The organism is Methylobacterium sp. V23, assembly GCF_002917135.1.
Classification (GTDB): Bacteria; Pseudomonadota; Alphaproteobacteria; order Rhizobiales; family Beijerinckiaceae; genus Methylobacterium.
On sequence record NZ_PDHT01000015.1, the window covers coordinates 50,811 to 74,580 of the forward strand.

The 23,770-nt window shown below is 70.8% G+C and carries 24 protein-coding genes; 7 read left to right on the forward strand and 17 right to left on the reverse strand.

Features of this window, described 5'->3' with window-relative positions:
- The first annotated feature begins 258 nt into the window (after window positions 1-258).
- Together CRT23_RS15435 and CRT23_RS15440 are read left to right on the forward strand one after the other, a co-directional pair.
- A complete protein-coding gene (locus CRT23_RS15435) occupies window positions 259-2,556 on the forward strand; it encodes an FdhF/YdeP family oxidoreductase (protein WP_103710407.1) in 2,298 nt (765 codons plus the stop codon).
- On the forward strand, window positions 2,553-2,858 hold the full coding sequence (locus CRT23_RS15440; protein WP_103710408.1) for a hypothetical protein: 306 nt from the start codon (window positions 2,553-2,555) through the stop codon (window positions 2,856-2,858). Before CRT23_RS15435 ends, CRT23_RS15440 begins: the two co-directional genes overlap by 4 nt.
- A 343-nt stretch (window positions 2,859-3,201) precedes the next feature.
- Here CRT23_RS15440 and CRT23_RS15445 read toward each other — a convergent pair whose 3' ends face one another.
- Window positions 3,202-4,308, reverse strand: a complete 1,107-nt coding sequence (locus CRT23_RS15445) for an alkene reductase (RefSeq protein ID WP_055956416.1) — start codon at window positions 4,306-4,308, stop codon at window positions 3,202-3,204.
- Window positions 4,309-4,415: 107 nt separating this feature from the next.
- Window positions 4,416-5,300: a CoA ester lyase gene (locus tag CRT23_RS15450; protein WP_103710409.1), complete on the reverse strand. Its 885-nt coding sequence runs from the start codon at window positions 5,298-5,300 to the stop codon at window positions 4,416-4,418.
- Window positions 5,301-5,506: 206 nt separating this feature from the next.
- On the opposite strand from CRT23_RS15450, the gene CRT23_RS15455 reads away from it, so the two are divergent.
- The gene (locus CRT23_RS15455; protein WP_055956425.1) at window positions 5,507-5,836 is read left to right on the forward strand and encodes a DUF167 family protein; all 330 of its coding nucleotides are present in this window, start codon (window positions 5,507-5,509) and stop codon (window positions 5,834-5,836) included.
- Between the two features lie 26 nt (window positions 5,837-5,862).
- On the opposite strand, the gene CRT23_RS15460 is transcribed toward CRT23_RS15455, so the two are convergent.
- The 8 genes from CRT23_RS15460 to CRT23_RS15495 form a co-directional block, all read right to left on the reverse strand.
- A complete protein-coding gene (locus CRT23_RS15460) occupies window positions 5,863-6,201 on the reverse strand; it encodes a hypothetical protein (protein ID WP_055956428.1) in 339 nt (112 codons plus the stop codon).
- A gap of 44 nt (window positions 6,202-6,245) precedes the next feature.
- The gene (locus tag CRT23_RS15465; RefSeq protein ID WP_103710410.1) at window positions 6,246-6,617 is read right to left on the reverse strand and encodes a tRNA-binding protein; all 372 of its coding nucleotides are present in this window, start codon (window positions 6,615-6,617) and stop codon (window positions 6,246-6,248) included.
- A gap of 6 nt (window positions 6,618-6,623) precedes the next feature.
- Window positions 6,624-7,448, reverse strand: coding sequence for an FTR1 family protein (locus CRT23_RS15470; protein WP_055956433.1), 825 nt, complete (start codon window positions 7,446-7,448; stop codon window positions 6,624-6,626).
- A gap of 49 nt (window positions 7,449-7,497) precedes the next feature.
- Window positions 7,498-8,964: a 4Fe-4S binding protein gene (locus tag CRT23_RS15475; protein ID WP_103710411.1), complete on the reverse strand. Its 1,467-nt coding sequence runs from the start codon at window positions 8,962-8,964 to the stop codon at window positions 7,498-7,500.
- Between the two features lie 34 nt (window positions 8,965-8,998).
- On the reverse strand, window positions 8,999-9,340 hold the full coding sequence (locus tag CRT23_RS15480; protein WP_103710412.1) for a cupredoxin domain-containing protein: 342 nt from the start codon (window positions 9,338-9,340) through the stop codon (window positions 8,999-9,001).
- Window positions 9,341-9,345: 5 nt separating this feature from the next.
- A complete protein-coding gene (locus CRT23_RS15485; RefSeq protein ID WP_055956604.1) occupies window positions 9,346-9,909 on the reverse strand; it encodes an iron transporter in 564 nt (187 codons plus the stop codon).
- A gap of 186 nt (window positions 9,910-10,095) precedes the next feature.
- Window positions 10,096-11,469: an MATE family efflux transporter gene (locus CRT23_RS15490; protein ID WP_103710413.1), complete on the reverse strand. Its 1,374-nt coding sequence runs from the start codon at window positions 11,467-11,469 to the stop codon at window positions 10,096-10,098.
- Window positions 11,470-11,556: 87 nt separating this feature from the next.
- The gene (locus CRT23_RS15495; protein WP_055956443.1) at window positions 11,557-12,030 is read right to left on the reverse strand and encodes a DUF971 domain-containing protein; all 474 of its coding nucleotides are present in this window, start codon (window positions 12,028-12,030) and stop codon (window positions 11,557-11,559) included.
- Window positions 12,031-12,255: 225 nt separating this feature from the next.
- On the opposite strand from CRT23_RS15495, the gene moaA reads away from it, so the two are divergent.
- Both moaA and CRT23_RS15505 read left to right on the forward strand, forming a co-directional pair.
- On the forward strand, window positions 12,256-13,293 hold the full coding sequence (gene moaA / locus CRT23_RS15500) for a GTP 3',8-cyclase MoaA (protein ID WP_055956447.1): 1,038 nt from the start codon (window positions 12,256-12,258) through the stop codon (window positions 13,291-13,293).
- Window positions 13,294-13,369: 76 nt separating this feature from the next.
- Complete coding sequence (locus CRT23_RS15505) at window positions 13,370-14,236, forward strand: NAD(P)-dependent oxidoreductase (protein ID WP_103710461.1); 867 nt, start codon at window positions 13,370-13,372, stop codon at window positions 14,234-14,236.
- Here the strand turns inward: CRT23_RS15505 and miaA are convergent.
- Window positions 14,214-15,206 carry a tRNA (adenosine(37)-N6)-dimethylallyltransferase MiaA gene (gene miaA, locus CRT23_RS15510; protein WP_245436269.1) on the reverse strand — a complete coding sequence of 331 codons (993 nt, stop codon included), beginning with the start codon at window positions 15,204-15,206 and terminating at the stop codon, window positions 14,214-14,216. The genes CRT23_RS15505 and miaA overlap by 23 nt on opposite strands.
- A gap of 19 nt (window positions 15,207-15,225) precedes the next feature.
- Here miaA and serB point away from each other — a divergent pair, with 19 nt between their 5' ends.
- A complete protein-coding gene (serB, locus tag CRT23_RS15515) occupies window positions 15,226-16,122 on the forward strand; it encodes a phosphoserine phosphatase SerB (RefSeq protein WP_103710462.1) in 897 nt (298 codons plus the stop codon).
- A gap of 143 nt (window positions 16,123-16,265) precedes the next feature.
- On the opposite strand, the gene CRT23_RS15520 is transcribed toward serB, so the two are convergent.
- The 6 genes from CRT23_RS15520 to CRT23_RS15545 form a co-directional block, all read right to left on the reverse strand.
- Window positions 16,266-17,804: a DegQ family serine endoprotease gene (locus CRT23_RS15520; protein ID WP_103710415.1), complete on the reverse strand. Its 1,539-nt coding sequence runs from the start codon at window positions 17,802-17,804 to the stop codon at window positions 16,266-16,268.
- A 106-nt stretch (window positions 17,805-17,910) separates the two neighbouring features.
- Window positions 17,911-18,864: a protease modulator HflC gene (gene hflC, locus CRT23_RS15525; protein WP_055956460.1), complete on the reverse strand. Its 954-nt coding sequence runs from the start codon at window positions 18,862-18,864 to the stop codon at window positions 17,911-17,913.
- Window positions 18,861-20,033: an FtsH protease activity modulator HflK gene (hflK, locus tag CRT23_RS15530; protein WP_055956462.1), complete on the reverse strand. Its 1,173-nt coding sequence runs from the start codon at window positions 20,031-20,033 to the stop codon at window positions 18,861-18,863. Before hflK ends, hflC begins: the two co-directional genes overlap by 4 nt.
- A gap of 259 nt (window positions 20,034-20,292) precedes the next feature.
- Window positions 20,293-20,790, reverse strand: a complete 498-nt coding sequence (locus CRT23_RS15535; protein WP_055956465.1) for a dihydrofolate reductase — start codon at window positions 20,788-20,790, stop codon at window positions 20,293-20,295.
- Window positions 20,790-21,584 carry a thymidylate synthase gene (locus CRT23_RS15540; RefSeq protein ID WP_103710416.1) on the reverse strand — a complete coding sequence of 265 codons (795 nt, stop codon included), beginning with the start codon at window positions 21,582-21,584 and terminating at the stop codon, window positions 20,790-20,792. Before CRT23_RS15540 ends, CRT23_RS15535 begins: the two co-directional genes overlap by 1 nt.
- Window positions 21,585-21,692: 108 nt before the next feature.
- Window positions 21,693-22,544 carry a CPBP family intramembrane glutamic endopeptidase gene (locus CRT23_RS15545; protein ID WP_245436271.1) on the reverse strand — a complete coding sequence of 284 codons (852 nt, stop codon included), beginning with the start codon at window positions 22,542-22,544 and terminating at the stop codon, window positions 21,693-21,695.
- A 405-nt stretch (window positions 22,545-22,949) separates the two neighbouring features.
- Between CRT23_RS15545 and CRT23_RS15550 the strand changes: the two genes are divergently transcribed.
- On the forward strand, window positions 22,950-23,603 hold the full coding sequence (locus tag CRT23_RS15550; RefSeq protein WP_055956470.1) for a ClpXP protease specificity-enhancing factor SspB: 654 nt from the start codon (window positions 22,950-22,952) through the stop codon (window positions 23,601-23,603).
- Window positions 23,604-23,770 lie beyond the last annotated feature (167 nt).

Sequence of the window (23,770 nt, forward strand, 5' to 3'; positions counted from 1 at the left end):
GGTTAGGCGATCGGCCGGCCCTCCGCCAGAGCGCGGCCCTCGGGATCGAGCACCTGATGTTTCGCATCGCGGCCTGGAACGGTTTTAACCCACTCTTCATCGGCTCTGCAAAAAACGCATGGTACCCCTAACGGCATGACTGGCCTGCGTTTTCACGCGATTGAGCGCGCACGGTGCATCGCGATATCGCTGAAGCGAGACTGCTCCGCTTCGCGACCGATCGTCGGCCGCGCGAGCCCTGCCCCTCAGGACCCCTTCATGGATCATCCGGTCGCGTCCCCGAAGCGCTCCTCCGCGGCTGGCGGCTGGGGGGCCCTGAAAAGCTGCGGCAAGCACCTGCTGGGAAGCCGGGCGCCGCTGTCGGGCGCCCGTGCCATGCTGAAGGCCAACCAGCCCGACGGCTTCGACTGCCCAGGCTGCGCCTGGGGGGATCCGGCGCACGGCTCCTCCTTCGAGTTCTGCGAGAACGGCGTGAAGGCGGTGTCCTGGGAAGCCACGGACAAGCGCACCCCGCCGAAATTCTTCGCCAGGCATACCGTGACCGAGCTGCGCGGCTGGACCGACTACGCCCTGGAGGGCGAGGGCCGCCTCACGCATCCGATGCGCTACGACGCGGCGAGCGACTGCTACGTCGTCACCACCTGGGACGCCGCCTTCGCGGAGATCGGCGCCACCCTGCGCGGCCTCGATCACCCGGACCAGGCCGAGTTCTACACCTCGGGCCGCGCCTCCAACGAGGCCGCCTACCTCTACCAGCTCTTCGCCCGGCACTACGGCACCAACAATTTCCCCGACTGCTCAAACATGTGCCACGAGGCCAGCGGCATCGCCCTCCAGGCGGCCATCGGCGTCGGCAAGGGCACCGTGCTGCTGGAGGATTTCGAGAAGGCCGACGCGATCTTCGTGGTCGGGCAGAACCCCGGCACCAACCATCCGCGCATGCTCGGCGACCTGCGGCGCGCGGCCCAGCGCGGCGCGAAGGTCGTGGTGTTCAACCCCGTGCGCGAGCGCGGGCTGGAGCGCTTCGCCGACCCCCAGAACACCGTGGAGATGCTGCGCGGCGCCAGCGCGCCGGTGGCGAGCCACTACTACCAGCCGCGCCTCGGCGGCGACATGGCGGCGTTCCGCGGCATCGCCAAGGCGGTGTTCGCGGCCGACGATGCGGCGCGCGCGGCCGGAAAGCCGTCGCTGCTCGACCGTACGTTCCTGCGCAACCACACCGCGGATTACGAGGCCTACCGGGCCGCCGTGGACGCCACGGGCTGGGACACCATCGAGGATCAGTCCGGCCTGACCCGGGCCGATCTCGAGGTCGCGGCCGAGGTCTACCTCGCCGCCGACAAGGTGATCTGCACCTGGGCGATGGGCGTGACCCAGCACCGCCACTCGGTGGCCACCATCCGCGAACTCGCCAACGTCATGCTCCTGCGCGGCCATGTCGGCCGCCCCGGCACCGGCCTGTGCCCCGTGCGCGGCCATTCCAACGTGCAGGGGGATCGCACCGTCGGCATCAACGAGAAGCCGCCAGCCGCCCTCCTCGACGCCCTGGAGCACGAATTCGGCTTCACCGCCCCGCGCACCCACGGCCACAACGTGCTCGCCGCCATCCGGGCCATGCTCGACGGGTCTTCGAAGGCCTTCATCGGGCTCGGGGGCAACTTCGCCCGCGCGACCCCGGACACCACCCTGGTGGCCAAGGCCCTGGCCTCCTGCGAACTCACCGTCCACATCGCGACGAAGCTCAACCACTCGCACCTCGTCCCGGGCCGCGTGGCCTACCTGCTGCCCTGCCTCGGCCGCACCGAGATCGACCGGAATTCGAAGGGCAAGACCCAGATCGTCACGGTCGAGGATTCCATGAGCATGGTCCACGGCTCGGGCGGCATCAACAAGCCGGCCTCCGCCGAGCTGCGCTCCGAGATCGGCATCATCGCCGGCATGGCGGCGGCGACGGTCGGCTCCGTGCGGGTCGACTGGGCCGCCCTCTCCGACGATTACGATCGGATCCGCGACCTGATCGAGCGCACGATCCCGGGCTTCACCGGCTACAACCTGCGTGTCCGGCGCCCGCGCGGCTTCATGCTGCGGAATCTCGCCGCCGAGCGCAGCTTCGAGACGCCGACCGGCCGCGCCAACTTCTCCGCCGATCCGCTTCCGGAGGCGACGGAGCACCAGCAGGCGAAGCGCGCGGGGGACACCTTCGTGCTCCAGACCTTCCGCAGCCACGACCAGTACAACACCACGATCTACGGCCTCGACGACCGCTACCGTGGCGTCTACGGCGAGCGCCGCGTGGTGTTCGCCCATCCGGACGATCTGGCCGAGATCCGGGCCCGGACCGGCGACCGGGTCGATATCGTCGGCACCCATGCCGACGGCGTGACCCGGGTGGCCGAGGACTTCCGCCTCGTGCCCTTCGACATGCCGCGCGGATCGCTGGCTGGCTACTACCCGGAGCTCAACGTCCTCGTGCCGCTGTCCACCTTCGGCGAGGGCAGCGACACGCCGACCTCGAAGTCGGTGCTGGTGCGCCTGCGCGCCCCGGCCGCCGCATGAGCGAACCGCCGGCCGACGCGGAGACCTTCCTGGCCGTCACCGACTCGGTGGCCGCCCTCCAGCCCGGCCTCTCGGCCCTGGAGGCCGGCATCCTCGCCGCCCTCCACCTCGACCTTGCCCGCGACAGCCGCAGCTTCGCCCGCGTCTTCGGCCTGGAGCACGCGCTGGTGCTGCGCGCCGTCGAGACGCTGGCGGGCGATGCCGGCCTCCTCGCCCTGCAGGACCGCAATCCGCGGACCCAGCGCACCCGCTACGCCGCCAGCGCGGCCGGGGATGCGGTGCTGGCGCACCTGCACCGGTAAGCGCCCTCGCGCCAGGCGTATCGACACGCGCCAAGAGGCCTGCCGAAAGGCTCGGCTCAACCCTCCGTCATCCCGGGGCCGCGCAGCGGAGCCCGGAATCCAGGACCGCGGACCGGGTAAGATCCTGCGCTGCCCGCGGCCCTGGATTGCACGCCGCGGGCGCGCGCCTTCGTGTCGAGCCTCGCCGGCGGCGCCGCGGAATGAGGCGGTGGCGCCGGCAGCGTTGCGCGTGACCGTGTCGGGGGCAGAGCGGCGTGTCGGCGCGACCGCCGGTCTCACGACCGGAGGGGCACCCGATCACGCCCAGCCCGGCTCCCCCCGCGAGGGGCGGTGAACGCCCCGCTCAGCGCTTGATCGCCACCGGGCCGTTCATGCCCGGCCAGTCCGAGTAGCCGTTGGCGCCGCCGCCGTACCAGTAGGGCTTGGGCGCCTCGGCCAGGGGCGCTCCGCTCGCCATCCGCTGCACGAGATCCGGGTTGGCGATGTAGGGGCGACCGAAGCTGAAGAGGTCGGCGCGGCCGGCCGCGAGGTCCTTCTCGGCCAGCTCCAGGGTGTACTGGTTGTTGCCGATATAGGCGCCCTTGAAGCGCTCGCGGATCTGGCCGAAATCCACCGAGTCCGGCACGTCGCGGGTCTGCTGCGTCACCCCTTCGATGGTGTGGACGTAGAGCAGGCCGAAGGCGTTCAGGGCCTCCACGTAGGCGCCGAAGGTCGCCTTCGGGTCGCTGTCGAGGGGGGTCTTGCCGGGCTCGGTGGTCGCGGGCGACAGGCGGATGCCGACGCGGTGACCGCCGCCCCAGACCTCCGTCACCGCCTTCACCACGGCCAGCGGGAAGCGCAGGCGGTTCTCGATCGAGCCGCCGTACGGGTCGGTGCGGTGGTTGGTGGAATCGCGCACGAACTGCTCGAGCAGGTAGTTGTTGGCCGAGTGGATCTCGACGCCGTCGAAGCCGGCCCGCTTGGCGTTCTCGGCCGCCCGGCGGTAATCCTCGACGATGCCCGGGATCTCGTCCGTCTCCAGCGCCCGCGGCGTGACGTGGGGCTGCATGCCGGATTCCGTGAAGGCCGTGCCCTCGGGCTTGAGCGCCGAGGGCGCCACCGGCAGCTGTCCGTCCGGCTGCACGTCGGGATGCGAGATCCGGCCGGTGTGCCAGAGCTGCAGGAAGATCAGGCCCCCGTTGGCGTGGACGCCGGCGGTGACCGGCTTCCAGGCCTCGACCTGCGCGTCGCTCCAGATGCCGGGGGTGTAGGCGTAGCCGACGGCCTGGGGCGAGATGTTGGTGGCCTCGCTGATGATGAGGCCGGCATTGGCACGCTGCGCGTAGTAGTCCACCGCGAAGTCGGGCGGCACCCCTTCGGTGGAGGAGCGGCTGCGGGTGAGCGGCGCCATCACGACGCGGTTCTTCAGGGTGAGATCGCCCAGGGTGAAGGGCGCGAGGATCGGGCTCATGCGGTCGTCAATGTCCTGGATGGGACCGGGCGCACAGCGGCGCCGGGCTTCAGCCGGAACAAGCAGCAGCGCCGGACGGTGTTCCGCCCCGGGGTCCGGACGCGGTTTCAATATCCCTTGGCGGCGATCGCCTCCCGCCAGTTCACGGCCCGGCGGGCCATGCCGATGTGCTGGCGCTCGTACATGCGACCCTCGATCTTGATCGCGCCGCGCTTGGCATTCTCGGCGCGGTCGAAGGCCTCGATGACGAGGCGGGCGCGGCGCACCTCCTCATCGGAGGGGGCGAAGCAGGTGTTGGCCGGCTCCAGCTGGTTGGGATGGATCAGGGTCTTGCCGTCGAAGCCGAGGTCGCGGGCCTGCTGGCACTCGGCCCGGCAGCCCGCCACATCCTCGATGTCGTTCCAGACGCCGTCGAGGATGGTCAGGCCCTCGGCCCGGGCGGCCGCCAGGGTGAACATCATCCAGGGCAGCATCGGCACGCGGCCGGGCACGAGCTGGGCCCAGGTGTCCTTGGCGAGATCGTTGGTGCCCAGCACGAAGCAGGTCAGGCGGGTGCGCCGGTCGCGCTGCGCCTTGGCGATGTCCTGGATGTTGAGGATCGCGGCCGGGGTCTCGATCATCGCCCAGACGGCGATGCTCTCGGGCGCATCGAGGGCTTCGAGGTGGTTGGCGATGCTCTCCAGCACGGCCGGCGAGGACACCTTGGGCATCAGGATCGCGTCGGGGCGGGCCTGGATCGCCGCCTTGAGGTCGGCCTCGCCCCAGGGCGTCTGGGGAGCGTTGACGCGGATGATGATCTCGCGCTCGCCGTAGCCGCCGGCCTTCACCGCGGCACAGACCTGCTCGCGGGCGACGTCCTTGGCGTCGGGCGCCACGGCATCCTCGAGGTCGAGGATCAGCGAATCGGCCGCCAGGGTCTTTGCTTTGTCGAGCGCCCTCTGGTTCGAACCGGGCATATAGAGCACGCTGCGGCGCAAGCGGAGGTCGGACATCTGGCGTTCCCGTGATTTTCACTGAAGCTTAGTGCAACACGCTGGGCGGGACACCCCGATACGGCCGGAATGGCGTGGCATTCCAGCGATTTTGTTGCGACGCACGCGGCGCAAGCGGCTCGCCCCGGTCCCTCGACACGGATCTCGGGCTGGGGGCCGGAGGATCGGACGCGATCCCGGATCGAATCCGCGGGGATGGGAAACGGATGAGTGCGCCTTACCAGGTGACCCCGGACGGTGTGCGCCTCGCCCTGCGGCTGACACCGCGGGCGAGCCGTGATGGGCTGGATGGTCTGGTGGTGGATGCGGAGGGGCGGGTCGCCCTGCAGGTCCGCGTGGCCGCGCCGCCCGTCGAGGGCGCCGCCAACGCGGCGCTGATCGCCTATCTCGCCAAGACCCTGAAACTCCGACGGTCCGAGATCCGGATCGTCTCGGGCGAGACCGCCCGCCTCAAGATCGTCGCCCTGTCCGGCGACGGCCCGGCTCTGGTCGCCCGACTGGCCGACTGGACCCGGGGTGCCCCCTTGCGCCGCTGAGCGGGACGCCGCTGAGCCGGACGCCCCTAGTGGCGGAGCGGGGCAGTGAGGCTGAACACCACCGTGTAGTCGGGGTTCTCGACAACCGGGTCGTCGGGCGAGAGCTGATACGATCCCGGGTCGGCCGCCTCGATGGCCTCGAGGATCGGCACCATGGTGAAGGGCGCGGCGCCGTCGAACGGCCGGATCGTGATCCCGGCCTCGGCATCCACCGTCTCGACCCGGCCGAAGACCTGCTCGCGACGGATCAGGGTTCCGTCATGGTCGAGATAGGTGATGCCGACGAAGAGCGTCGCGCCGATCAGCTGATCGGCGAACCCATCGTCCCACTCGATGCCGGATTCGTCGTGCCCGAGGTCGCTCATGCGGACAGGGATGGCGAAAAACCGACCGTCCGGCAACCCGCTCCTCAGAACAGGCGGCTGCCGTTCGGCACGGCCTGATCGGGGCGGAAGAGCACCACGGCGCCATGCGGATCGGCAAATCCCAGGGTGAGCACCTCCGACAGGAACTTGCCGATCTGGCGCGGCGGGAAGTTCACCACGGCGGCGACCTGCCGGCCGGGCAAGTCCTCGGCCCGGTAATGCTCGGTGATCTGTGCGCTCGAGCGCCGGGTGCCGATCGCCGGCCCGAAATCGATCACCAGCTTCAGGGCCGGCTTGCGCGCCTCGGGGAACGGCTCGGCCGAGACGACGGTCCCGACGCGGATGTCCACCGCCAGGAAGTCGTCGAAGGTGATGGCCGGGGCGGCCGGCGCGTCGGCGGCGTGGGTGACGTGCATGGGCGCTCAGGCCGTGCGGAGCTGGCGGCGCTTGCCGGCCGACGAGACCTGCATCAGCGCGACCATGACCAGGATGGTGCCGAGATAGACCAGCACTTGCATGGCGCTGGGGCGGTCGGTGTACCCCACCAGGGCGTGGAGCACGCGGCCGACGAGGCTGTCCTCCCGCAGGACGGCGGAGGTATTCCACAGGGGCCGGTCGAGCACGGTGATCAGGCCCGCATTGGTGAGGAACTGAGCAGCCTGCGCCGCCAGGCCCGCCGCCAGCAGGACGATGAGGCCGCTCGTCACCGAGAAGACGTAGCGGGTCGGGATCGCGGCGAGGCCGAAATAGCTGACCGAGGAGGTTGCCGCGCCGACGGCGACGCCGGCCAGGGCGCCGAACTGGATGTCCGGCCCGGACGTGCCGGAGGCCACGAGGCCGTAGAGGAACAGCACCAGCTCCGCGCCCTCCCGCAGGATCGCGGCGCCGACCACCAGCGCGAGACCGGCGGCCGTGCTCTGGCCGGTGCGCACCGCCTCGCCGGCGGCCCGCAATTCGCCCGCGAGCTCGCGTCCGTGCTTGGCCATCCAGGTGTTGTGCCAGATCAGCATCAGCACCGCGACGATGAGCACGGCGGCGTTGAGGATCTCCTGCCCCGCGCCCTCGAAGGCGTCGGAGATGCGCTCGGCGAAGAGCGCCACCAGGGCCGCGCCGGCGAGACCGCCGAGGACGCCGAGGGCGATCCAGCGGCCGCGCCCGGCGATGCCGCGGGTGGCGGCGAGCACGATGCCGATGATGAGGCCCGCCTCGATGACTTCGCGGAAGGCGATGACGAAGGCTCCGATCATGCGGAGGATTCCTTTTCGTGGGTTCGCGGTCGCGGCCCTGGGAGCCGCCCTACCAGATCCAGAACAGCAGCACCCAGCCGGAGACCGAGAGGGCGCAGGCGGCGGCGATGCCGAGGGTCGCGCCGATGCGGCGCAGGCCCCGCGCCGAGAGGCCGGCCACCGACCAGGCGAGCCAGACGCTCCAAAGGCTGGTGCCGAGGAGGAGCGCGGCGCGCATCTCCGAGACGTAGGGAATGAGGATGCCGTCGCCGCGCAGGAAGGTGACGGTGAGGGCCGAGAGGCCGAGGAAGACGCCGCAGCCCGCCACCGGGATCAGGGTCTGGGTCAGGTGGTGGAAGCGGGCACGCGACCAGCCGAGGGCCAGGGTGGCCAGGGCCACGAGGCCCGAGAGGGAGAGGCCGAGGACGATCGCGGCGGCGGCGATGTAACCGAGCAGGAGCCCGCCATCGAGCACGCTGAGCACGTCGTTGTGCTCGGGGTAGTTCGTCAGGATGTACCAGGGCAGCGTGGTCTCAAGGGGCCAGGTCGTGCCGCGCTCGATCAGCCAGGTGGCCAGGGCCTGCTTGACGTCGATGAACCAGGGGCTCGACGACCACTGGAAGGCGCCGACGGCCAGACCCATCATGCCGAACAGGATCAGCATGGTCTGGTCGAGGCTCGGCTCGGTGCCGGCCACGTGGACGATCTCGTGGGTGGGGGAGCGCCGGGCGAGGCGCACGGAGCCCCGATAGCCGGAGCAGCGCCCGCACATGTGGCAGGCGCCGGCGCCGTTCATGGTCTTCACCGGCACCAGCGGCGCGCAGTTGAAGGCGTCCCCACGGGGCTTGGACGCCGTGGCCCCGCGGGGCTTGGCCGACGTCGCCCAGGCGGCGTGATCGACCTGGAAGCTCACCGGCGCGAGCTTGGCGAGCACTGCGAAGACGCCGTTCACGGGGCAGAGATAGCGGCACCAGACCCGCTTGTTGCGGCCGTAGAGCAGCCCGACGATGACCGCCGCCACGGTGGAGCCGCCCAGCACCGCCAGCACGGGCTTGGGGTAGCCGTAGACGCTGACCATCTGGCCGTAGACCGTGGTCCCGGCGAAGGCCACGAAGGGCCAGCCGCCCCAGGTGATCCAGCGCGGCACGGCGCGGCCCAGGCTCCAGCGGCTGGCAAACTCGGTCAGCGCCCCCTCGGGGCAGAGGATGCCGCACCAGGCCCGGCCGACCACCACCATGCTCACCAGCACGAAGGGCCACCAGATGCCCCAGAAGGCGAACTGGGCGAAGACCGTCAGGTTGTTCCACAGGTGTGCACTGCGGTCGGGCAGCGGCAGGAAGGCCGGCACGGCGACCAGCACCAGGTACACGGCGACCACGCCCCACTGGATGGTGCGGATCGCACCGCCATGGCGCTGCATCCACTGCCCGAGATCCGCGAGCTTCGCGTCGATCCAGGCGTCCCGGGCGCCACCCGGCACGCGGGTTTCGCGCGGCGGGCGGACGTCGTGCGGCTTGAGGGACGTCGAGGCTGCCATTCCGGTTGGGTTCGCCAGGGTTACGGGTGCCGCTTCACTTCGCCACCAGGGTGGCCTTGGAGTTGGGGTGGAAATCGTCGAACACGTCGTAGCTGCCGGGATCGACGGTGCGGAACACGATGGAGGAGGTCGCGCCCGCGGCAAGCGCCTTCTCGCGCTTCAGTTCCAGGCTCTCGAACTCCACCGGGCTGGTGCCCGTGTTGGTGATCTCGAGCTTGAACCGGGTGTTGGCCGGCACCTCGATGACGTTCGGGGTGATGGTCCCGTCCTTCATCTCGACCTTGATGACCGGCAGATCCTCGGCGCGCGCCGGACCGGTGGCGGCGAGGAGACCGGCCGCGAGGGCGGCGGTCAGGGTTCGGCGGAGCACGGCCATGGGGCTCAGTAGGCTCCCTTCTTGCCGATACCCGCGAAGGTGAAGTCCTGAATCAGGTCGAAGGGCTTGAACCACTCGGCGACGCCGGTTTCCTTGTCGACGTGGCGGCCGAAATGGCTGTGCGGACCGGGCGGTGCGACGGTGAGCTTGAGACGATAGCGGCCGGGACCGGACAGCTTGACGTTGTCGCCGTAATGCGGGCCGTCATTGGCCACCATCGGCATCAGCGAACCGGTGACCTTCGGCCCGGTGGCCGCCTCGCCCTCCAGCTTGGTGATCTCGAAGCTGACCGTCAGGGACGGCACCCAGTCGCCCTCGGCGAAGCCGTTGCGGTTGTCCTTCGCGGCGTGGATGTCGGCCTCCAGATGGATGTCGGACGCCGCTGCGGCGCGCATCATGTCCGGCGGATCCATCTCGATCGGCTGCAGGTAGACCGCCCCCACCTCGATCCCGTTCTGGGTCACGTGCGGGCCGATGGGCGTCTCTTTCGCCTGGGCCCCGCTCCCGAGGGAGACGGCGCCGGCGAACAGGAGGGCCAGGGCGAGGGAGGAGCGGAGATTCTTGCGCATCGTCGCTAGCGCGTAGACCAGACGATAAAACAAGCAAAGAGGCTTTTTCGTCACGTTCCTTAATCAGAACAATTCCAAACTAAGCTTCTACCTGACCTTTCAAGTAAATCTGCGGCGCGGTCGAGGGCGCTGATCTTATACGTCTCCGAAAAGCCAAATGCCGGCGCGCATCGCGCCGGAGCCGCGTCACGCAGGCGTGAATTCGCCCGCACGCTTATCCAGAGGGATCTGGCCCGCTCGTGCGAAGGTCCGGCGCGTCAAACCGGGATAGGCCAGGGCCTGGCTGATCCCGCGCCCGGCCAGCAGAATCAGGAACGAGAGCCAGAGACCGCCATTGCCGAGGCCGGCCGCGTGGGCGGCGAAGAGGGCCACGCCGTAAATCGCGCTCGCCACCAGCATCAGGTTGCGCATCGCCCGGGTCCAGGTGGCGCCGATATAGATGCCGTCGAAGGCGAAGGGCAGCGCCGCCATGAAGGGCGCCAGGGCCGCCGGCAGCAGGTAGAGCCGGGCCATGGCCCGCACCTCCGGGCTCGTGGTCACGGCGTCGATGAAGGCGTTTCCGGCCAGGAGAAACCCGCCCGCGATGGCGCCGCCGAAGGCGAGGCACCAGAGCAGGCTGAGGCGCGCGGCGCGACGGAAGCGGGCCTCGTCCCGGGCCCCGACCGCCTGACCGCACAGGGTCTCGGCGGCGGTGGCGAAGCCGTCGAGGAAGAACCCGCCGATCATGAAGAGATTCCACAGGACGGCGTTGGCCGCCAGCACCACGTCGCCGGAGCGGGCGCCGAGCGCCGAGAACAGGGTGATGCAGCCCACCAGCAGCAGGGTCCGGATCATCACGTCGGCATTGACGCTGAGCATCCGGGCGAGGGCCAGGGGATCGCGCACCACCCGGAACGGCACCGCGAAGGGCCGCGAGCCCAGCCGCGCCAGCAGGACCAGGCCGAGGCCCGCACCGGCCGCCTCCGCGATCAGGGTGGCGAGCCCGGCTCCGGCGACGCTCATGTCCGCCCCGAGGACCAGGGCCAGGGTCAGGACGATGTTGGTGAGGTTGATGGCGACCTGCAGGATCAGCCCGAGATCGGTGCGCCCGCGCCCCAGCACCGAGCCGAGGATGGCGTAGTTCGCCAGGGTGAAGGGGGCGGCGAAGATGCGGATGTGGAAATAGGCCGCCAGGGCGGCGATCACCGCGGGGCTCGCGCCGCTGAGGGAGAAGGCCGCCCGGCCGATCGGCCCCTGCAGCCCCACGATCACCAGCCCGACCACGACGGCGGCCGCGAGGGCCCGGGCCAGGGTCCGGTCGACCTCGGCCGGGTCGTCGGCGCCCACCGCTTGCGCGGTGAGCCCGGCGGTGGCCATGCGCAGCGAGCCGAACGACCAGAAGATCGCGTCGAAGATCACCGCACCCAGCGCCATCGCGCCGAGGAGCGCGGCATCGCCGAGCCGGCCGATCACGGTGGCGCCGACGAAGCCGAGGAGCGGCGTCGTCACGTTGGCGAGCGTCATCGGCAGCGCGAGCGCGAGGACGCGCCGGCTCGTCGCCGGGCTGGTCGAGGGCGTCATGGCGAGGGAGTCATGGCGAAGGAGTCATGGCGAGGGCGTCATGGCGATGGGGTCCTGCGGCGGCCTTCCGGGCGGCGGTCGATGGGTTCAGTGGCAGCCGCAGCCGCTGCCGCAGCTTCCGCCGCCCTCGCTCGGGGCGGGAGCCGGCTTCGCGGCCCGGCGGACGGGATCGCGGCTCAGGCCCCGATCCTCCAGCTCGGACAGGTAGGTCGCCCAGCGGTTCCGGTACTCGCGCCCGAGATCGTAGAGGTAGCCCCAGCCGAACAGCCCGGTATCGTGCATGTCGTCGAAGGTCAGCTTGACGGCGTAGTTGCCGATCGGCTCGACCTTGAGGATCGCTACGTCGCGCTTGCCGCCGACGACCTTGCGCTCGGAGGGCGAGTGCCCCTGGACCTCGGCCGAGGGGCTCGAGACCCGGAGATACTCCGCCGGCAGGGCGAAGCGGCCGCCATCCTCGAAGGCGACGTTGAGCGTGCGCTTGTCGCCCGCGAGACGGATCTCGGTGGGCCAGCGCTCGGATGCGGCCGGGGCCGCGTGCGGATCGACAGCCTGTTGAGTCATGGTGGCTTCCTTCCGGCCGCGTCGGCCGCGTGGATCGCAGGAGACCGGCCTTGCAGCACACCGGCCTTGCAGGAGACTGACCTTGCAGGAGACCGGCCTTGCATGACCTCTGCGACCGACGCAAACTTGCCCGCGAGGGTGCGAGACCTCATATGACGTGCCATGCTAGGTTCGTCACGCGACCGCCCCAACGTTTCCTCACCCCAACAGAGCATAGAATCCCGCATGTGGGGTCCCCGCGCCACCAACGACGCTGCCCCGGTCGCACCTGCGCCGCTGATCGACCCGTTCCAGCGGGCGATTACCTATCTGCGCATCTCGGTGACCGATCGCTGCGACCTGCGTTGCGTCTACTGCATGTCCGACGACATGCAGTTCTTGCCCAAGCGCGACCTGCTCTCCTTGGAAGAACTGGACCGGCTCTGCGCCGTGTTCATCCAGCGCGGCGTGCGCAAGCTGCGCATCACCGGCGGCGAGCCGCTGGTCCGCCGCGACATCATGCACCTGTTCCGGCGCCTGTCCCGTCACCTCGACACGGGCGCCCTCGAAGAGCTGACGATGACCACCAACGGCACCCAGCTCGGCCGCTTCGCACCGGAGCTGGCCGAACTCGGCGTGCGTCGCGTCAACGTCTCGCTCGATACCCTCGACCCGGACAAGTTCCGCGCCGTGACCCGACGGGGCGACCTCAAGGTCGTGCTCGACGGCATCGAGACGGCGCGCAAGGCCGGCATCAAGGTCAAGATCAACGCCGTGGCGCTGAAGGGCGTCAACGAGGACGAGATCGCCGACATGATCGCCTGGGCCCACGGCGACGGGATGGACATGACCCTCATCGAGGTCATGCCGCTCGGCGAGATTGAGGGTGACCGGACCGACCAGTTCCTGCCTCTGTCGGTTGCCCGCGCCCGGCTCGAGCAGCGCTACACCATGACCCCCCTGCCCGACCGCACCGGCGGCCCGGCCCGCTACGTCCGCATCGCCGAGACCGGCGGGCGCCTGGGCTTCATCACGCCGCTCACCCACAACTTCTGCGAGAGCTGCAACCGGGTGCGCCTGACCTGCACGGGCAAGCTCTACATGTGCCTCGGCCAGGAGGACGCCGCCGACCTGCGCGCGGCCCTGCGCGCCTCCCCGGACGACGCCCTGGTGACCCAGGCGGTGATCGACGCCATCGCGCGCAAGCCCAAGGGCCACGACTTCGTCATCGAGCGGGCGCGCCCGGCCGCGGTGCCGCGCCACATGAGCGTCACCGGCGGATAAGTCTCCGCATCGGTTTGACGCTCGGAAGTATCGCTCCTAGACCCCGTTCGTATTCAGGATACGAGCGGAGATGATGATGGCGAAGGTCGCGTTTCTGGGCCTCGGCGTGATGGGCGGCCCGATGGCCCGCCACCTCGCCGCCAAGGGTCACGAGGTCACGGTCTACAACCGCACGAGCGCCAAGGCCGAGGCTTGGGTCTCGGCCCATGGCGGCGCCTTCGCGGCCACCCCGCGCGAGGCCGCGACGGGTCAGGCCATCGTCTTCGCCTGCGTCGGCAACGACGACGACCTGCGCAGCGTCACCCTCGGCGCGGACGGCGCCTTCGCGGGCATGGAGAAGGGCGCGGTCTTCGTCGACCACACCACCGCCTCGGCCGAGGTCGCCCGCGAACTCGCCGATGCCGCCAAGACCGCCGGCCTCGGCTTCATCGACGCCCCCGTCTCCGGCGGACAGGCGGGCGCCGAGAACGCGGCGCTCACCGTGATGTGCGGCGGCGAGACCGAGACCTACGCGGCCGTCGAGCCCGCCATCCTGTGCTTTGCCCGCGCCAGCCGCCTGATGGGCCCGGCCGGCTCCGGCCAGCTCACCAAGATGGTCAACCAGATCGCCATCGCGGGCCTGGTCCAGGGCCTGTCCGAGGCGGTGCACTTCGCCAAGCGGGCGAACCTCGACGTCGAGGCCGTGCTGGAGGTGATCTCCAAGGGCGCCGCCGGCTCCTGGCAGATGGAGAACCGCGGCAAGACCATGAACGCGGGCAGGTTCGACTTCGGCTTCGCCGTGGACTGGATGCGCAAGGATCTCGGCATCCTGCTCGCCGAGGCCCGGCGCAACGGCGCCCAGCTCCCCGTCACCGCCCTGGTCGACCAGTTCTACGCCGACGTGCAGGGCATGGGCGGCAAGCGCTGGGACACCTCGTCCCTCATCGCCCGCCTGGAGAAGTAAGGCCCGGGGACGTCAGGCCCGGAGACGTCAGCGCCGCCCGCGCCCGCCGGAGGGCGTCCTCGGGCGGCGTCCAGAGCCAGTCGGTGCCCATCTGGTGCCGGAACCAGGTGAACTGGCGCTTGGCGTAGCGCCGGGTGTCGCCCTGCCCACGCCGGATCGCCTCCGCCCGGGACAGCGTCCCGTCGAGATGGGCGATCAGGCCCGGAACCCCGTGGGCGCGCATGATCGGCAGCAGCGGGTCGAGGCGCCGGTCGCGCAGGGCCTCGACCTCGCCGAGCGCCCCTTCGGCGATCATCGCCTCGAAGCGGGCATCGATGGCCCGGCGCAGGGCCTCGCGCTCGGGCGCCAGGAACAGCTTCAGGAGCGGCAGGCCGGACAGAGGTCCGGGCGTGCGCGCCCCGTGGAAGTCCGCGATCGGCCGGCCGGTGGCCGCGAACACCTCGAGGGCGCGCATCACCCGCGCCCGGTCGCTCGGGCGCAGGGCCGCCGCCCCGGCGGGGTCGCGTCGGGCCAGGTCGGCGTGAAGGTCCTCCGTCGCCCGCCCCTCGGCCCGCGCGCGCAGGGCGGACCGGACGTCGTCCGGCACCGGCGGCAGCTCGGAGAGCCCCTCCTCCAGGGCCCGGAAGTACAGGCCCGTGCCGCCGACGAAGATCGGCAAGCGGCCCGCGTCGCGCAGCGCGGCGATCAGCGGCTCCGCCTCGCGGGCGAAGTGCCCGGCGGAGTAGTTCACCGCGCCGTCGACATGGCCGTAGAGGCGGTGGGGCGCGAGCCCCTCCTCGGCCGCGCTCGGCCGGGCGGAGAGCCGGCGCAGGTCGGCATAGACCTGCATCGAGTCGGTGTTGATTACCACCCCGCCGAAGGCGCGGGCCAGCGCCAGGGCCAGGCCCGACTTGCCCGAGGCGGTCGGCCCTGCGATGAGGATGCCCGCCGGCAGAAGAGGCGCGTGCGTGCGTTGCGTGACCGGCGGCACTGGCGTGGAAAGCTCCCGGATGACCCTCGTCGCGATCCTGATAGCAAACGAGAGCCGCCCCGCCATCACCGATGCGGTCCTGGCCGAGACCCGCGCGGTGATGCGCACCGAGCATCAGCCCCGCATCCTGCACGGGGAGGTCGCGGCCGAAGTCCTGGTCCCGGGCGCGGAGGCGGATGCGCCGTCCCTGGCGCGCCGCCTGCGCGCGGCGCTGGCCTCCGAGCCGATCGACGTGGCCGTCCTCGACGCCGGGCCGCACCGGCGCAAGCGCCTGTTCCTGGCCGACATGGATTCGACCATGATCGAGCAGGAATGCATCGACGAGCTCGCCGACACGATCGGCCTGAAGGACCACGTCGCGGCGATCACCGAGCGCGCCATGCGGGGCGAGATCGCCTTCGGCCCGGCCCTGCGCGAGCGCGTCGCCCTCCTGCGCGACGTGCCGGTGGACAAGATCGACGCGCTGATCGCCGAGCGGATCACCCTGACGCCGGGCGGCCGCACCCTGGTGCAGACCATGAAGGCGCACGGCAGCCATACCTGCCTGATCTCGGGGGGCTTCACCCTGTTCACCGGGCCGGTCTCGGCCCGGATCGGCTTCGACGAGGCCCAGGCCACCACCCTCGGAGTCCGGGACGGTCGCCTCACCGGCGAGGTCATCGAGCCGATCGTCGACAAGGCGACGAAGCGCGCCACCCTGATCGCCCTGCGCAGCCGCTTCGGGCTCGAGGCCCCGGAGACCCTGGCGGTGGGCGACGGCGCCAACGACCTCGACATGCTCGGCGAGGCCGGCCTCGGCGTCGCCTTCCGGGCCAAGCCCAAGGTGGCGGCGGCCGCACAGGTGCGGATCGACCACGGCGACCTGACCGCCCTGCTCTACCTCCAAGGCTATGCCTCGGCCGAATTCGTGGGCTGAGCGGCGCCTCGCCCCGCACGAAGACCAATCCCGCCGGATCGCCCCGCCACGCAGGCGGTGCGGGGGGACAGCGTCCCACCCGCCGAAACGAAACCGCCGCCCTCTGGGGCGGCGGCTTCAGAGCGTCTCGCGGCTCGGCAGGATCAGTCGATCCCGAGGGCCACGAAGCGGACGTCGCCGCTGGCGCCGGCGACGAGGAGCAGGACCGACTTGCGACCGTCCTTCTTGAGCTGGTCGATGCGCTTGCTGACATCGGCCGGGGCGTTCACCGCCTCCTGCCCGACCTCGACGATGACCTCGCCCGGCTTGATCTGCTTGTCGGCCGCCGTGGAGTTCGGATCGACGCGGGTGACGAGGACGCCCTTGAGGCCGTCCTTGAGGCTGTAGCGCTTGCGGGCCTCGTCGGTGATGCCCGACAGGTTGAGGCCGAGCACCTGGCGCACGGCGCTCTCGGGCTCCGGCTGCTTGACGCTGGCGAGCGTCGGCTTGTCGGTGTCCTCGAGGCGGCCGAGGGTGACCGATTTCGTGGTCTCGGCACCCTTGCGGATCACCAGCACGTCCACCGTCTTGCCGACCGGCGTCGAGGCGACGATCCGGGGCAGGTCGCTGGACGACTTCACCGCCGTGCCGTTGAACTTGACGATGACGTCGCCGATCTCGAGGCCGGCGGCCTTGGCCGGGCCCTTCTCGTCGACGCCGGCCACCAGCGCGCCCTTGACCCCATCCTTCATGTCGAGGGCCTCGGCGGTGGTCTCGTCGACGTTCTGGATGCGCACGCCGAGCCAGCCGCGGCGGACCTCACCGAACTCGCGCAGCTGGTCGATGACCTGGGAGGCGTTGTTCGACGGGACCGCGAAGCCGATGCCGACCGAGCCGCCGGTGGGCGACAGGATCGCGGTGTTGATGCCGATGACCTCGCCGTTCATGTTGAACAGCGGACCGCCGGAATTGCCCTTGTTGATGGCCGCGTCGGTCTGGATGTAGTTGTCGTACGGACCGGACTCGATGTTGCGGCCCCGTGCCGAGACGATACCGGCCGAGACCGAGCCGCCGAGGCCGAACGGGTTGCCGATGGCAATGACCCAGTCGCCCGGGCGCATCTTCTCGGAATCGCCGAACGGCACGGCCTTCAGGGGCTTGCCCGCCTCGGGCTTCACCCGCAGCACCGCGAGATCGATCTTGGCATCCTTGCCGATGATCTCCGCCTTCAGCTTGGTGCCGTTGTGCAGGATGACCTGGATGTCGTTGGCGTCGCCGATGACGTGGTTGTTCGTCACCACGATGCCGGAGGCGTCGATGATGAAGCCCGATCCGAGCGAGTTCGACTTGCGCTGCTGCGGCTTCGGCCGGTCGGCTTCGCTGCGGTCGCCGCCGCCGCGCTGGCCGCGCTTGTTGAAGAACTCCTCGAACAGGTCCTCGAAGGGCGTCCCCTGCGGCAGCTGCGGGCCGGAGCGCGTGTTCGGGCGCGCATCGACGGTGGTGGAGGCCGAGATGTTCACCACCGCATCGGTGACCTGATCGGCGAGGTCGGCGAGGGATTCGGGGCCCTTGGCGAAGGCCGGAGCCGGGACGCCCGCCACCGCGAGGGAGGTCGCCAGCGCCGCGGCGGCGAGGGCGGAGCGCAGGCTGCGCTGGAGCGCTCGGGAACGGGGCGCCCGGACGGCGCTCGCAACGGGAAGCATGGTCGACCTCATGTGTGTCTGGACGGTCTTAGATCGTCCGCGCCGGTCCCCGATCAAGAGTCCGGCGGCGAACCAGGGTCCGCCGCCGGCGTGTCATCGGGTCTCGTCAGCGGGTGCTGCCCGTCGTCCCGGGCTCGGCCGGAGCCCGGGTGCGGGCGGCCGGCGTCGCCGGGGTCCGGCCCTGCGGATCGCTGAAGTAGCGGAAGAAGTCCGAGGACGGGCTGATCACGAGCCGCGTGTCGGAGCCCTTCAGCCCGGTCTCGTAGGCCTGCATGGAGCGGTAGAAGCTGAAGAAGTCCGCGTCCTTGCCGTAGGCTTCCGCCAGGATCCGGTTCTTGTCGGCGTCGCCCTGGCCGCGCAGGGTCTCGGCCGTCTGGTTGGCTTCCGAGAGCAGCACGGTGACGTCGCGGTCGGCCTTGGCCTTGATCGTGACCGCGGCCTGCTCGCCGGTGGCCCGGATGTCGGCCGCCTCGCGCTGGCGCTCCGTCGTCATGCGCTTGTAGACCGCCGAGCTGTTCTGGGCCGGCAGGTCGACGCGGGTCATGCGCAGGTCGACGATCTCGACGCCGAGCTCCTTGGCCTGCCGGTTCACGTCGGCCTGGATCTGGTTCATCAGCTCGGCGCGCTGGGTCCGGACGATGGCGTCGCGGGTGGAGCGGGCGAGCAGGTTGCGCAGGGCCGAATTGGTGAAGCTGGCCAGCAGGGTGTTGGCGCGGGCGATGTTGTTGGCCGACTGGTAGAACTTCAGCGGATCGATGATCCGGTAGCGCGCGAAGGCATCCACCTCGAGGTTCTGGCGGTCGGTGGTCAGCAGGGTCTGGACCGGCAGGTCGAGGTCGAGCACCCGCTTGTCGAACAGGACGACGTTCTCGAAGAACGGCAGCTTGAAGTAGAGGCCGGGCTTGTCGGTGCCGGTCTGGTTCAGGACGGCGCGGACGCCGCCGAAGCGGAGCACCAGGGCCTGCTGCATCTGGCCGACGGTGAAGACCGAGGCGTAGAGGCCGACGACCACGGCCGCGGCCACGATCATCAGGCCGGTGCGGAGGGCTTGGTTGTTCATCGGGCCACTCCACCGGCAGCGTTGCGGGGACCGAACTCGGTCAGCGGCAGCACCGGCAGCACGCCGGCCGCGCTGGCGCCCGGGCCGGCACCGGCTCCGTTCTGATCGATGATCACCTTGTTGACCGAGCCCAGGACCCGCTCCATCGTTTCGAGGAAGATGCGCTCGCGGCTGATGACCGGGGCGACCTTGTAGGATTCGTAGACCTGGCTGAAGCGGGCGGCCTGGCCGGTCGCGTCGGCCGTCGACTGCGTCTTGTAGGCTTCCGCCGCCTGGATGATCTTCTGGGCCTCACCCTTGGCGAGCGGCACCTTCTGGCTCTCGTAGGTGCGCGCGTCGTTCTTGGCGCGCTCGGCATCCTGCTGCGCCGCGTTCACGTCGAAGAAGGCGGGCCGCACCTCCGGCGGAGGCTGCACGCTGACGAGCTGGACCAGCTCGATGCGCACGCCGGCGCCGTACTCGTCGAGGGCCTTCTGGGTGATCTCGCGGACCTCCTGGGCGACGCTCGACTGCTCGTTGGTGAGGATCGGCTGGATGTTGCGACGACCGACGACCTCACGCATCGCGCTCTCGGCGATGGCCTTGATCGTGCCCTCGGGATTCTCGAGGTTGAAGACGAAGTCGGACGCCTTCAGGGGATTGATGCGCCACTGCACCTCGAAGTCGAGGTCGACGATGTTCTCGTCGCCCGTGAGCATCAGGCTCTCCTCGGGCTTGTCGACGGTGCGGCTCTGGTTGCCGAGCCCGGCGCGGTAGCCGATCTGCACGCTGTTGACCTGGCCGACATTCGGCTTGGTCACGGCGCCGATGGGAGCCGGGAAGTTGTAGTTGAGGCCCTGGCCGGTGGTGCTGAGGTAGCGGCCGAAGACCGTCTCGATGCCGACCTGCTGCGGCGCCACGGTGTAGAAGCCGGTCGCGAGCCAGACGGCGACCACGATGCCGCCGGCGATCAGGAGGCCGCGGCCGCCGCCGAAGGAGCCGCCCGGGAGCACGCCGCGCAGGCGGTCCTGGCTGCGTCGCAGGAGTTCCTCGAGGTCCGGCGGGGTCTTGCCGCCACCGCCGCCGCCACCGCCCCACGGGCCACCCCCGCCGCCATTGCCGCCGCCGCCTCGGCCCCAGGGCCCTCCCCCGTTGCCGCTACCGCCGCCGCTCTGATTGCTCCAAGGCATGCTCGCCGATCTCTCCTGTTCCAGCAGCGTCTGCGCCGCGCACGAAGCCCACCCGCGCTCTCCGCCCCGGCCTCCTCAGGAGGCGGGCCGGAACTCCCCCGCGTGGACAAGAGTGTTGATCTCGTCGTGACCCGACCCTGGCACCTGCGTGGGCGCCCGGGATCCTGTCAAGATTGCCACTTGGGCATCGGGCGCGGGAAAGACAACCGCACCGGCGCCCATTGCGCAATGGGTCGCGCTTCCATGGTTTACGGCGCCATCACGCCGTGCGCGCCAGATCGACGAAGCTGAACGCGCAGGCATCGTGCTCGCCGGGGGGATGCGCCTCGCGGTGCGTCTCCCGGTAGAGGCCGCGGTCGAACGGCGGGAACACCGTGTCGCCCTCGGGCGCCAGATCGACCTCGGTGAGGTGGATGCGCTCGGCCTGGGGCAGCGCCAGGGCGTAGATCTCGCCGCCGCCTGCCACCATCAGCTCGTCGGCGCCCTCGGCCGCCGCGAGGGCGCCCGCCCAGTCATGCGCCACCGCGACCTCGGGCACCGCGAAGCCGGGATCGCGGGTGAGCACGATGGTGCGCCGGCCGGGCAGCGGCTTGCCGATCGACGCGAAGGTCTTGCGCCCCATCAGCAGGGGCTTGCCCATGGTCAGGGCCTTGAACCGGCGCAGGTCGCTGCGCAGGCGCCAGATCAGGTCATTGTCGCGGCCGATGACGCCGTTGCGGGCGACCGCCGCGATGATCGTGATGCGGGGGGCCGGCATCAGACGGCCACCGGGGCGTGGATCGCCGGATGGGGGGCGTAGCCCTCGATCGCGACGTCCTCGAAACGGAAGTCGAACAGCGAGGTCACGCCGGGGTTGAGCACGAGGCGCGGCAGCGGCCGCTGCGCCCGCGTCAGCTGCAGCCGGGCCTGTTCGAGGTGGTTCACGTAGAGGTGGGCGTCCCCGAGGGTATGGATGAAGTCGCCGGGCGTCAGGCCTGTCACCTGGGCGATCATCGCGGTCAGGAGGGCGTAGCTCGCGATGTTGAAGGGCACGCCGAGGAAGACGTCCGCCGAGCGCTGGTAGAGCTGGCACGAGAGCCGCCCCTCGGCGACGTAGAACTGGAACAGGCAGTGGCAGGGCGCCAGCGCCATCCGGTCGAGGTCGGCCGGGTTCCAGGCCGAGACGATGAGGCGCCGGGAATCCGGGTTGCGCCGGATCTCGTCGAGCACCCAGGCGATCTGGTCGACGCTGCCGCCGTCGGGCTTGGCCCAGGAGCGCCACTGGTGGCCGTAGACCGGCCCGAGGTCGCCGTTCGCATCCGCCCACTCGTCCCAGATGCTGACGCCGTTGGCCTGGAGGGCGCGCACGTTGGTGTCGCCCGTGAGGAACCACAGCAGCTCGTGGATGATCGAGCGCAGGTGCAGCTGCTTCGTGGTGACGAGGGGAAAGCCCTCCGCGAGGTCGAAGCGCATCTGATGCCCGAACACCGAGAGGGTGCCGGTGCCGGTCCGGTCGTCCTTGCGCACCCCGTCCTGCAGGATGCGTTCGAGAAGCTGGTGATAGGCGTGCATCGCGGCTCCGAGGCGGGGGTCCCCGGAATACCCCGAAGCGCGTTGGCTGGCGAGGTGGCGGGCTGGGGCGTCAACAGGTCGTGCCATCGCCCCGCCTCCGCGCCGGCCTCAGCCGACGGCCGGCCCCAGCACGTAGGCGATCATCGCGAGGTTGCTCCAGGCGTGGAGCAGGATACCCGGCCAGAGCCGGCCGCTGCGCCAGCGCACCCAGCCGAGGATGAGCGCCAGGGGGATGAGCGAGACCGGCCGGGCGAAGCCCGCGGGGGTGAGGTGCGCGCCGGCGAAGAGCAGGGCCGTCGCCAGGATCGCCCCCGGCGCCGTGAAGGCCTCCCGCGCCCGGGCGAACAGGACCCCGCGCATCAGCAGCTCCTCCGCCACCGGGGCCAGGACGAGCACGTAGGCGAACCACAGGGCCGCCGCGGCCGGAGTGAGGCCCGGCGACAGGGCGGTGTGCCGGCCGATCGGCATCCGGAACAGCTCGGCGCTGCCGGTCACCCAGGTGATGTGGAGCACGGGCCAGACCAGCAGGATCACGGCGAAGCGGCGCACCGACAGGCCCGGGGCGCCGGGCCCCCAGGGCGGGGGCACCGGCGGGACCAGGGCCAGGGTCCGGCGCCAGGCCGCGCCGTCGCGCCAGCGCACCGCCCCCACGACCAGGAGGGCGAGGACCAGCTGCCGCACCACGTCCACGGAGAGTTCCCGCAGGGCGAGCTGGCGGGGATGCAGGCGCGGACGGTCCCCGCCCAGGACGGCGACGCCGTCGATCCAGTCGCCGCCCACCCGCACGATCACCAGGGCGAGGAGGGTCGCCACCGCCAGGGCCAGGAACGCCGCGAAGGCCAGCCCGACCAGCGCCGCCGCGGCGCCGAGGCCGGTGCGGACCCGGGACGGCCGCGGCCGTGCGGGGGCGGACCCGCCTGCCGGCACCTCGGGCATCGGCGCCCCATCATCGGGCTTCAAATGCTGCGGCACTCCCACTATAATCAAGGCGTTGACCGAAATGCTCGGCGAGGACGGGGATCTGGCGGTGCCGGAACGGCTTCGAGACCCGAACGGTAACCCGGCAGCCCCTCTCCGGACCACGGGCTTTTGGACGCAAGGGTCCGAGGCTCGACAGGCCCCGGGTTTTGGCGGAAGCTCGGTCCGTTGCAGGGATCTCGGTCAGTGCCGCGCCGGGCAGCCGCCGCGTCGCGGATCGTTCGGGGCGGGCGTCCCCGATGGGGCGGAAGCCCGGATGGCCGCGACGGCTGTTCAGGCAGGGTTCTGGGAGGGCCGGGCATCGGCGTTCCCATTCGATTTTCATCCGACCCGGAGCGCCATCGCGGCGTGTGACGGCGGGCAGTGACCGGGCATAAGCGACCGCAGATGGCAGACGACCTGATCCGCTACGATCTTCTGGTGCAGGACGCGCTGCGCGGCGTGGTGCGCAAGGTGCTGACCGACGCGGCCCGCGAGGGGCTCGCGGGCGAGCACCACTTCTACGTCTCGTTCCGCACCGAGGCGCCGGGCGTGCGCATGTCGCAGCGCCTGCGCGAAAAATACCCGCAGGACATGACGATCGTGCTCCAGCACCAGTTCTGGGACCTCGGCGTCAACGAGCACACCTTCGAGGTCGGGCTGTCCTTCTCCGGGGTGCCCGAGCGCCTGCTGGTGCCCTTCGACGCCCTGACGGGCTTCTTCGACCCCTCCGTCCAGTTCGGCCTGAAGTTCGACCTCAGCGAGGGCACGGAGACGGCCGCCTCCGAGGAGGATTCGGAGGAGGCGCCGGCCCTGGCCGGCAAGACCCCGCCCCGCGGCGCCGCCTCGGAGCCCACCGAGATCAAGCCGAAGAGCACGGGCCTCGCCACCATCGGCAGCGCCGTCCCCAAGATCGGCTCCGGCACCGCACCGGCCCCCGCCGCCCAGGCCGCGAAGTCGGAGGACGGGTCCGAATCGAAGCCGGCGGCCAAGAAGGCCGAGGACGGCAGCGAGACCAGCGCCGAGGTCGTCAGCCTCGACGCCTTCCGCAAGAAGAGCTGACCGAAGGCAGCGTCGACGCGGACGCTCACCGGGAAAACCGAACCGTCGGTCCGGGTCGCCGCAGGCGGGCCCGGACCTGCAGGCGCGCGCCGGAGGCGTGCAGGCCCGAACCGCCGAGGGCTTCAAGTCCTGCACCCCGTGCGGGTCTGAATCCCCGGCGCCGTGCG